Below are 10,971 nucleotides of genomic sequence, written 5' to 3' on the forward strand. Positions count from 1 at the left end.
ACGGCACCTGTAAAAATGGCAATTGTCTGTATTTACGATAAATTGCAACCTCTCATCACAAAGTTGGGTTAGGAACACCATCATTCGAAACGACTTAGTTAAAAAGACAAAAAAGTACACCACAAAAACAAAATTCCAGCTAGATAAGAACGAAACAGGTAACATTTTGTTACAATAATTATTCAAATACTAAAGAACGAGACTTGATAGTTATCCATATAATTGCTAGCTTACCATAAAGAGTATTCGTTTCTGTTTGCGTACGTCAGTAGATTAAAAAGAGGAGAAGTTACCATGAGAACGACCCGCTTGATAACTATTGGATTTATTTGCTTTTTTGTCTTAGGTATTGCTGGACAAACTTTCGCAGCTTGTACTGGCTATTTTAAAGTGAATAAAATTTATTCTCGTACCACTGGAAGTTATGACTATAGCTACTTCTACCTTACTCCACGTGGCGCCGGCCCGTATGTGGGTAATTATTATTACGGCCGAACTTCAAGTTTAACTGCTGGTGGTGGTGAAGCTAGTTCTACATTGAAAACAGCGTATGCCACCAACGACACTGTATATGTATATGGAACAGCTAGTACATGCCCAACTGGTACAGCTCGTTATATGGGCGATATCAGCTATACATACGTGTATAAAAATTACTAGCACTACGCTTATAACATAAGGAAAAGCGACGAATACTCTTTCTATTTGCACTAGGATATAACTATATAAAACATCTAAACCGAATCTTGCTTTGAACAAAATTTAAAGTTAATTCTTATCAAAATGGACTCTTCATATGAAAAAAAACATTGTTTATTTATGTGTTACTTTTTTTATAGGAATATTTATTGGCTCATTTTTAAATTTATCGCATATTAAAAAAAATGACAAAAACATTTTACTAAATAATTCTACCGAAGATTTATCAACCACTGATAACCATCAATTACAAATTGAGAACAAAACTCCACTATCTCAAAACAATAAAAATCACAACAAGCAAAGTTTGAACATAGACGATAACCAGACTAACAGCGAAGTAAATCAACAAATTTTTACCAATAAAAAATTGGAAAAATCTCCTTCCGAGGACGAGCTAGATGCCTATAATATCCTTCTCGAAACCCCTCCACCCCACCTCTCAGAGCCCAACTTTTTTGGAATGGATCCAAACAGCGAAGAAGTCCTTCAGGCAAGAGAAGAAGCGCTGAATGAGTTTGTCACATCAATGGAAGAAGCAGGGTTACCAGAAAGGGATGTTGAAGCTGCAATCGAGCCATTCAGACAGGATATTAAAGACCGGCGTGCCATCACCGAGTCATCTCATTTAGATGACGTAGAACAACAACCTCTTACCCCTGAAGAACAAATTGATGATTTCAGATTAAGCCTCCTACAAGATACCGACGAGCCCTTTGAGGATATAGAGCAAATGGTAGAGGATATGACCAGGGACAAGGAAGCCATACAGGCAGAAAATGAAATGTCTGACCCTGACCATTCTGATCAAAATCCTGAATGACTTTCACGCTTTAATTCCATTCCATATTTGTTGCTAAAAGAGTAACGGGAACCAGTTAATTAACTTTTTCCGCTAGAGATGACTTTATACTTTTAAAGTTGGAAGTATTCTCTTGTTTATTTTTAAGTCTATTCTGAGAAATCATTTACATCGACATTACTTTTTCAACGAAACTCAAAAACATTTCAGCACTTATAGAAGCTTTGTGCTCAGTTTCAATCAACCATTTTGCATTATTTCCAATTTTCCTTACCCTATCTCGATCTCCAGATAACAACAAGAGTTTGTCTTCAAGTTCATTAGTATCAAAAGTGTTAAGCGAAATTTTTTCTACAGCATCATCCCTGATGTCTGAATATGATGAATAATCGAATACAACACAGCATGTTCCCAGCCCCATCGCCCTATACAATACTGCTGATGTCTCTCCTGCTGAAGGATAACGCAGCGATAAAGCTACATCGCATGCTTGCATATAATGATGCATTTTTTCAAACCCAACATAGCCAAAAACTTTCACTTCTTTTTCAAGGTTATATTTACGCAATATTTGCTTCAACGGAACAGCTTCAGCAACCTCACCAACGACCCAATATTCGAATTTATCAAACTTATTTTTCAAACTGGACAATGATTTACAAATAAATTCAATTTGTTTTGGCGGTGTTGCAAAACCAAAAGAAGCAAAAATTAAAGTATCATTTTCTATCTCCATTTCCCTCTTTGCTGCATCCTTTGATTCATACAAATTGAGGCCTGGAAGTATTTTGAAGGGAAAAGGGATTTTTATTGCAGGCTTAGAGGGAACGAGATCTTTTATTTTATAATATGAATCGTTAGAATGTACAATCGTTGCTTTTGATGAATCAACTACACTTTTATTGAGTGGCAAAATAAACTGTAAAATTTCATTAAAATATCCTTCATTTCTCCTGCGTGCAATCTTCACTCCCAAATCGCCATAGTTATATTCCATCAAATCCTCGTACAATTGGTGCTCACCATTAGCCAATGTCAACTCAACCAATAAGTGATGCACAGAGAAATCATGCATAACAACAATACCAGGTCGATTAACTAACGAACGAAAAATATACTCATGCTGAATATTGTTACCTAAATGATAGATTAAAGGTAATGAATGCAAGCACTCGTTCCTTTCAAATTCTGCTATAGTAATAACTTTCCCATTAGAGGGTATATACGATGTGACTGGTGCCTCATTTGCTATAACATAAATCACATAAATGAGTTTTTCTATCTCGAGCCCAATTTCAACCATATAATCTGCAATACCAGTTTTGGAAGGCGGTAATGGTGAAAATATTACGATTTGCTCAAGAGTCATCATTTCTCTCCTTCGAACAAAATATTACCTGAGCCTGAATACAAAAGATCATACATATGTTGTAAGTGACTATTAATATCAGATGCTAGACCTCTTGAGCTGTTATCAAATTTCTCAAGGTCGAGTTGATATTCTTTCTTTTCATCAAAATCCACCAAGTATCGCATTTCTACATTTCGAAATCCAATATTTTTCAAAAGCTCATTGTATACTGCTGGATGCCTCGGTAACATGTGAGTTGGATCGGAAAAATAGTACCTAGAAAGCGTGACGAGTGATTGTATATTTGGTGTCTCTAAATATATTTTCCCACCTTTATGTAGAATGCGGTAACATTCTTCGATTGTCCGACGAAGTTCACTTGATGAAAGATGTTCAATGACATGGAAAGAAAAAATATAATCAAATGATCCAGGAGAATGATGGTAAAGAACCTCAGGCACCATGCCAAGTTCAAAATTATCTTGACCAGCATATCTCTTATTCATATCTATACCTAACCCAACTCGATTCGACATAGTCACTTTCTTAATGAACCGCCCCTTTCCACAACCAATATCGAGAACACGTGCACCTTCTTTGCACTCTTGAATTAAAGTATCATAATAGTCATCTTCCTTCTTTAATCGGCCTTTCAAAATTTCAGATTCATACAAATCATATTCTTTATCTGAAAAGATGCCACCAGAGCCTAGTATTGTCCGATCTATTAATGTTCGATACTCTTGATATTGATTATTTAGGAACTCAAGTGTATCTTTAACTTCATTTATTTCAGATTGTATAAGATCCAATTGAACATATTTTTTTTGAATTTCATTATCTGTTCTTTGAACCCGTTGATCGAAAATTTCCATGCATTGAGAACAGTCTATTTTCTTTTGCAATGATAACAGCTTACTTTCGAGTGAACAATATTGTTGAACTAAAAGAGCATTATCGACCATATATTCGGTTGGGAGTATCTTAATCACCCCTTTTCTCAACAAATTTTGCACCTTAGCTCTAAGTGAATAGGGCAAAATACGCTTTATATTATTCCATAACATATTATTTTTTCTTTTTCCTAGCTGTTGCCTGCGCAAACGATTGACTTTAACAACACTTAATACCTACCGGCCTTACAGCTTAAGCAGGCCTCACTCCTATTTTATTTTTTCTTTTTAGTCGATCTTTAAAAGTTCCATTATCACCGTCAGATCAAATGGATAAGTTGATTGGTAGTTCATTTACAGTCCATTTTATATCAAACACACCGCCTATTATTCTCCAAGTAGCCAGGCAGGAGAAGAATGTAACTGACAAATTTCTGGAACAATTTCTTGAAAAACAGTCCAATTTATTTTTTGTAATTGGAGGAAAAAAAGTGACTTCGCATATTCATAAAGTTCAGAGTCCATACTATTTTTTCGTAAGATTTCTTCTCTGACTCCAGTATTGATATCGTACTTTGAGCTTCTAGCTTTCAGCTTATTGAGGTTTTTTGTATAATTTTCAAGATTCACTTGATCTATTGAAAATATCAGGGAAAACAAATCGACAGAAAGAGTAAAGTATTCTTGAATGCCAATAAAACAAAACTTATTCTTCAGATTTTTTTTGGCAGTTTCTACTAATTTCTTGTCATAACAGGACCAGTCACCCACCAATAGTCTTTGCGAATCTGGAATAAAAGCTTGTGTCTGCCGGTTAGATGTTAAACGCTTAGCTTTTGGATTGGTACAGCTCAAAAAGGAATTTATGTCCATCCCCTGTACCGTTTCAAAATATTCTCGCCACTCTTGATCTGCATTATAACGATTAATCCAGTGGGCAGGAACACGATCTTTGTTAGTTACGTTATAGTAATAAGAAATAAGCCTTTCAACAGGACTACGAAGAAAGGTAATCCATATTGCGTCATTCAAATAGCTTTCTATGGATGAATAGGAAAAGTGACCAGCAAAGAATAAATACTTTGATTTGTCAGATATATCCCAGTAATTTGCTAGTTCCCCAGGCACTTCAGCTGGACAAATCTCATCTGCTTGATAAAAACTTTCAAGCAACGTTCTAAATGTAGAACCAGCAGTTTTGGGAATATGATGAAAAACCAATTTTCTTGCCAAATCCTGTGTAACATATTGGCAACTAGCTTGATCAAATACATTCAAAAATGGATTTTTCAACTTACACTCAGTCCTTTTATTGCAAGACCTAAATCCCTAGCACCCTCTCCTTCACGTTCTTTAAATAAAGGTGAAGTGATCTTAATCTGGTGAAAAATACTCTTGGCTAACTCTTCTGTAACCTTCACTTTAAATCTAATATTAATTTCATTTCCTTTATTAACAACTTCATGTAACACAATTTGATCATCCAGGCTAATTTCTAATCCTTCTATTACATCATTGGCCATTGATGCTATTGCTTCGATTTCAAGTATGTATTTCTTTTCTTTTTCGAATCTACAAAGTACTTCCAGGATTGAAGGTGAATCATATCCAGTCCACCTAAAGACTGTTTGGCTACTAATCTCTTCGGCATAAAAACCATATATTGCAAAAAAAGATTTGATATCGACATGAAAAGGTGGGGATTTAATTTCAGCCAAATCGCTACCACGTTTATTTAACATCTCTTCTATTACATGCTTTCTATTGAATGACAATATAGGCTTATACAACAAGTGGAGACGTTCGAAAAAAAGTGCCTCCACATATTTATACAGCTCAAGGTCCATACTATTACGTTCTTCAAGAAGTAAAAGTTCGGTTTTTGATAAATCATATTTTTTTCCGAAACTTTTCCCTTTATTTATATTTGTAGTGTACGATGAGGCATTTATTGGATTAAGTCCGAATGTCATACAGAATAAATCAATAGAAAGATCAAAATACTCCTGAATTCCTATAAAGCAGAAATTTGATTTCAAGTTTCTCTTTGCTAGATCAAGAAAAGTTTCGTTATACACCCCCCAATCTTCAACTTCTTTTCGAATTTCATCAGGTAGAAAAGACTGTGTTTGAAAATTGCATGAAAGGCTGTTAACCTCTTTATTTCTATTCATGAGCCATTCAGACAAAGAACTTCCTTGAACATCATTTATATATTGTTTTAATTCCGGTCTACCATCGAGACGTTTAACCCAACTAGGGGGGATACGGTCAAGGTTCGCATGATTATAGTATTGCGATACTACCCTCTCAACCGGATCTCTCAAATAAGTAACCTTTACAGAATCACCTACGCACTTGAGTATTGAACTGTACCTGAAGTGACCTGCATACAACATGTAATTGTTTTTATCAATATCAGAAACAGATTGCAACTCTGGTGAAGTTTCTGCTGGACACACTTGAGAGGGGTGATAGAAACTCTCCAACAATGCCCTAAAAGTTGACCCAGCAGTTTTTGGAATATGGTGGAATACAAATCGTACACATGGTTCAATTTCTTTATAAGAACTTTTATCATAATCAAAGATGAATTGCGGAAAATTCGTCAGCATATCTATATTTCCTCTATTGGTTACTCAGGTATTAAATCAAACTTTGCAGCACTTAGTATATCTTTAATTTTGCCGCCTTCTAAAACAATAATTCTATCTGAGAGATGCTTGAGTTGCTTAATGTTATGCGAAACAAGTACAACTGTTTGGTTAGATTTAATTTTCTGCTTCAATGCATAATTTGATTTTCTTTTAAAATGCTGATCACCCACACCAAGCATCTCATCAATTAATATCAGGTCGGTATTCAACTGATAGACAGTAGAGAAGCCTAAACGAGCCTTCATACCAGAAGAATAGGTGTAGACAGGCTCATCAATAAATTCTTTAAGTTCTGAGAAATGGATAATGCTATCTATTTTCTTTTTAATCTCGCTAGGTTTAAACCCTAGGAATAAACCGTGCAGAAAAATATTTTGTTTACCGGAAAGCGCATTATCGAGCCCAAGATTTAAATTCAGCAGTGCAATGGTACTCCCAAAAGTTTCTATCTGACCACTATCAGGGGCCATCACTCCAGCAATAACACTAAGCAGAGTGCTCTTACCGGCCCCATTACCACCATAAACCCCTATAGTTTCATGTGAAAAAATATCGAAACTAATATCCTTTAGAATAGTTTTTGTTTTGGAAAACGGCCGATTACGTGTTTTGTAGCCAACACTAACAGCATTCAAAGATAAAACTTTTTTTTTCATTTCATTAAAATTTTAAGATAAAAGTTACCCACTTTTTTCTCGAGTAAAAGAGTGAACATAATTACAGCTGTAGAAACTATAGCTAAGAGACCTAAATAATAAATATCTCTTAATGTAATCACCCCATCAAAAATCAGAATTTTTCTATAGCAATCAAGCAAATAAGCAATAGGATTGTAGCAGAGATTTTCTTGTATAAACTCAGGAAGGTTTTCTATAGGGTAAAAAATGGCAGACGCAAACATTACCCCTCTTAAAACAAGGTCTACAAGCACTCGCAGATCTGGAGAGAATGGAATAATGAGTGAAAAAAAATAGGCAATGGCAACTGTAAACAAAAGTTGTACAACGAGGACTATTGGCAGCCATACATATTGCCATGATACACTGTGATTGAGTGTAACAACCACCACAATCAATACACTTATAGCCACAAGGCTTTTAATCAGATCAGTATAAACGGCTACCGTAGGAAAAAAGAGTTTGTTAATATTAATCTTCGAAATAAATCCGCCAGATTGATTTATCGAATTTAAGCTACTATTAACACTTTTATGAAACCATTGCCAAAAGGTTAAGCTTACGAGAATATAAAATGCAAAATTTTCAGTTCGAATATTCAAAAAGCTGCTAAATACTATATAATAAATCAGCATCATGGCTAATGGTTCAAGTATCCACCAAGCAAAACTCAAATACGTTCTTTTTGATTCAGAAATCAAATCAAAATAACTCTTATAATGAACCAACGTAACGAAATGTGATACTTTTCGGAACAATATATTTCACCACTTAGTGTTAATTTTCGATAAAAACCTATAATTCAGATTACTTTTACCATGCTTATTCTAAGCAGGTTTTCCTCAAAAATATCGCTCCAGGGTTTGCCAGACAAAAACATCAGGTTGAAACTCCTGTTGAACCTTATCAAACTCTGTTGAGTTTGAGGTGAACATACAAGCTGAAAACGTATTTACAAGGTAAGGTATCATGTCTATCGCAAAAGAATCTCTCATCATAAGGATTCTTAAATCATTTTTTGCATCATCTGTAGTAACAACGGAATCAAAAGCGTTACCTCGCCACCACTTAGATTGCTTTACTTTTTCCCCATTTCGGTACAGGTCAATTTTAAAATTTGCTTGTTTAAAAACAGGTTTATACCTCTGGTCAATCATATATTCCGACAGATAAAGCATTCTGGATAAGTCTCTACCCACTGTTTCTTTCTTCTTAAATTGAACTTGACGAGGTGTAAGACATTCAACGTCGGGATACATTTCTTTCATCCTATCCATCAGTACATGATAAGCAACATACGCGCCATATTCATTCCAGTGACTATCCGTTTTGTAATAGGTTGGCAACAAATTCCTGTCGGCTTTTAGTGCTGGTCGCAACTCCAAAAAATTGAATTTTTCTTTTTGGAATGCTTCCACCATTTGATCATACCTCGATGGTCCTAAGGGGACGACCCAGTCAGGAAGATACTCCGGGTAAACTGATTGTTTATCGGGGACAAGCATAAAAATAGTCTTCACTCCTCTTTTTTCCATCAAGTCTCTCACCTTGCGGAACGGCCTCATTCTTAGATCAATATCAGCTTCACTAAGAGGCTGGACGCCTCTAAAATCTGAAATAACATCTAAAGCGGTATAGTAGAGCCATCCGTCTTTACCGACGAGCACTTTCCCTTCTGTTTTAAAACCAAGCTTGACTCGCAAATAGTTATTTACAGTAATAAACAGGCGACGAAATCCAAACCTGTCATTAAGATATGCTTCAAGCTTTGATGGCACTTGTTCTAAATCATTAACAGAGCGAGGAAACTCTGGAAACTTTGCAGGATGGCGCAATTCATTTAAATTTATATAGTTAATATTTTCATGAATTAAAAAATGGGTTACTCCTGGAGCTATTAGGAGAAGAAAAAATAGCAAGAAAAAATATCGATTAACAATTTTTCTCTTAAATAATAACATGGCTAAAATTGGAAATATATAAAAGGATTATGAGCCCCAGATGACAAGGAAAGTATACATAAAAAAAATAACAGCACGACGATACTATTACTACAAGTTTGGTACAGCACGGTATGCCTAGCTACAGTTTTAACACTAAACAGTTTTTCCTGTAAAAACTGCCACAAAGGCGCTGAAAATATAATCCCAAAAATAAACGCTAGGGCCACATCATTTGAAACAAATGATGCTACAGGCCAATTCAAAGAAGATGCGCTAGATCCAAAAAACATGACACGAAATATTGTCACGCTTTGCTCCAAGGTCTCTGCACGAAAAGGAACCCAACATATAAGAACAAAAAAAAGACAATATAGATGTCTAATTAAACGAGGACATTGGTTTATGACTCTTAATACACCTGCCCTTTCTAGCACAAGAAGAGCTCCATGAAAAGCTCCCCACAGGATGAAATTCCAGCTAGCACCATGCCATAATCCACATAAAAGAAAAACTACCCATAGGTTAAAATAGGTACGTAATTTTCCATGCCTATTCCCGCCTAGTGGAATATACAAATAGTCTTTAAACCATCGGGATAGAGACATATGCCATCGTCTCCAAAACTCGGTGATTGATTGAGACCAATAGGGGTAATTAAAATTTGCCGGGAAATGGAAACCAAAAATGAGCCCTAGACCAATGGCCATATTAGAATAACCTGTAAAATCAAAATATATCTGTAAAGCATAACCAACTGCTGCTATCCAGGCTAAAGGGGCAGTCATTTCTGCAAGAGGAATATTATATATACCATCTACGGCAACAGCAACAGTGTTTGCAATCAGCACCTTTTGCGATAGTCCAACGACAAATAGACTTACCCCGCCAGTTAGTTTGTCCCAACTTATGGTCCGTTGGCTTAGCTCCTTTGCTATAGAATTAAAACGGACTATAGGGCCAGCAACTAGCTGTGGAAACATTGCTATATACAGAGCTACATTGAGAGGATTTTTTTCTACTGGAGAGTCTTGCCTATAAACATCAATCAAATATGAAATAGCTTGAAAAACAAAAAATGAAATTCCAAGAGGAAGATGGACATTTTCAAAGTTCACAACAAAGCTCTGGTGAACTTCGGCAAAAAACGGTACAGACTCCCCTATTACTCTAAAGAAAAAAGATGAATATTTAAAATAAACAAGCAAAAAAACATTACACGAAATACCTAAAAAAAGTAAAAATACAGAATATTTCGTTTTATCCTTTAACAGATAACCAAAAATATAAGTTATAAAAATGGAAGCTAGCAAAACTAATGTATACTGCATTTCACCCCAAGCGTAAAACACTATGCTAAACAAAAGGAGCATAAGATTACGCCAACGCCCAGAAAAACTGTATACTATCAAAAGAATAGGCAGAAAATAAAAAATAAATATAATTGAGCTAAATACCATATTAAAACGCTAGCTTGTTACAGAGAGTTTAGTCCCTTTTGATATTATTTGCATTACAAGAGAAACTCACACCTCTGATTTTTTCTATAAAATTAAGTTCAGATCGTAAACTATTGCAAAAAAAATATTTAATTGTGAGCTGCAACTACTATACAACCACTGACTAGAAGTCAATGAGGTTAAACGCGCGGACTGAAAGTCCATCAATACCGGCCTGCCGGTTTACTCGATATCAATTTGATAATCAGGGCCATTTTCAAAATGATGAGACAAGTATTCATAAATCATGTCTTTGGTTAGTTCTCCACGCGACACAGAAGTAACCGCATGCTCTCATGTGTCGCCCCATGCTGAGCAAAAAAATCGGGTGCATCCGACGTTTATGGAATCATTTAACACGCCGAATCCTCTTCTCTCGTGAGACCCTTTTTTCCTGCGCACTTTTCTCATACTGATCAAAGAACGAATCAAATTTTGAGTTATACTTGGCGC

Annotated in this window: 10 protein-coding genes; 2 read left to right on the top strand and 8 right to left on the bottom strand. The window is 35.5% G+C overall.

All coding sequences use genetic code 11. From position 1 onward, the window contains the following. The first annotated feature begins 294 nt into the window (after positions 1-294). Complete coding sequence (locus JWH17_RS11495; RefSeq protein WP_205222768.1) at positions 295-660, top strand: hypothetical protein; 366 nt, start codon at positions 295-297, stop codon at positions 658-660. A gap of 136 nt (positions 661-796) precedes the next feature. Further along, positions 797-1,522 (top strand): hypothetical protein, encoded by a 726-nt coding sequence (locus JWH17_RS11500; protein WP_205222769.1) that lies wholly within the window; start codon positions 797-799, stop codon positions 1,520-1,522. Between the two features lie 145 nt (positions 1,523-1,667). On the opposite strand, the gene JWH17_RS11505 is transcribed toward JWH17_RS11500, so the two are convergent. The 8 genes from JWH17_RS11505 to JWH17_RS11540 form a co-directional block, all read right to left on the bottom strand. Continuing rightward, positions 1,668-2,873: a glycosyltransferase gene (locus JWH17_RS11505; protein ID WP_205222770.1), complete on the bottom strand. Its 1,206-nt coding sequence runs from the start codon at positions 2,871-2,873 to the stop codon at positions 1,668-1,670. After that, positions 2,870-3,919 carry a class I SAM-dependent methyltransferase gene (locus JWH17_RS11510; protein WP_205222771.1) on the bottom strand — a complete coding sequence of 350 codons (1,050 nt, stop codon included), beginning with the start codon at positions 3,917-3,919 and terminating at the stop codon, positions 2,870-2,872. Before JWH17_RS11510 ends, JWH17_RS11505 begins: the two co-directional genes overlap by 4 nt. A 213-nt stretch (positions 3,920-4,132) precedes the next feature. Then, positions 4,133-5,038, bottom strand: coding sequence for a sulfotransferase family 2 domain-containing protein (locus JWH17_RS11515; protein WP_205222772.1), 906 nt, complete (start codon positions 5,036-5,038; stop codon positions 4,133-4,135). Next, entirely contained in the window at positions 5,035-6,360 is a 1,326-nt protein-coding gene (locus JWH17_RS11520) for a sulfotransferase family 2 domain-containing protein (RefSeq protein ID WP_205222773.1), read from the bottom strand. The genes JWH17_RS11515 and JWH17_RS11520 overlap by 4 nt, the downstream gene beginning before the upstream one ends. Positions 6,361-6,380: 20 nt before the next feature. Next, positions 6,381-7,058 carry an ABC transporter ATP-binding protein gene (locus JWH17_RS11525; protein ID WP_205222774.1) on the bottom strand — a complete coding sequence of 226 codons (678 nt, stop codon included), beginning with the start codon at positions 7,056-7,058 and terminating at the stop codon, positions 6,381-6,383. Next, positions 7,055-7,780 carry an ABC transporter permease gene (locus tag JWH17_RS11530; protein WP_205222775.1) on the bottom strand — a complete coding sequence of 242 codons (726 nt, stop codon included), beginning with the start codon at positions 7,778-7,780 and terminating at the stop codon, positions 7,055-7,057. Before JWH17_RS11530 ends, JWH17_RS11525 begins: the two co-directional genes overlap by 4 nt. Positions 7,781-7,921: 141 nt before the next feature. After that, positions 7,922-9,040, bottom strand: a complete 1,119-nt coding sequence (locus JWH17_RS11535) for an alginate O-acetyltransferase AlgX-related protein (protein ID WP_205222776.1) — start codon at positions 9,038-9,040, stop codon at positions 7,922-7,924. 2 nt (positions 9,041-9,042) lie between these two features. Continuing rightward, the gene (locus JWH17_RS11540) at positions 9,043-10,350 is read right to left on the bottom strand and encodes an MBOAT family O-acyltransferase (RefSeq protein WP_205222777.1); all 1,308 of its coding nucleotides are present in this window, start codon (positions 10,348-10,350) and stop codon (positions 9,043-9,045) included. Positions 10,351-10,971 lie beyond the last annotated feature (621 nt).

The organism is Desulfogranum marinum, from assembly GCF_016918565.1.
GTDB classification, from domain to species: Bacteria; Desulfobacterota; Desulfobulbia; order Desulfobulbales; family Desulfobulbaceae; genus Desulfogranum; species Desulfogranum marinum.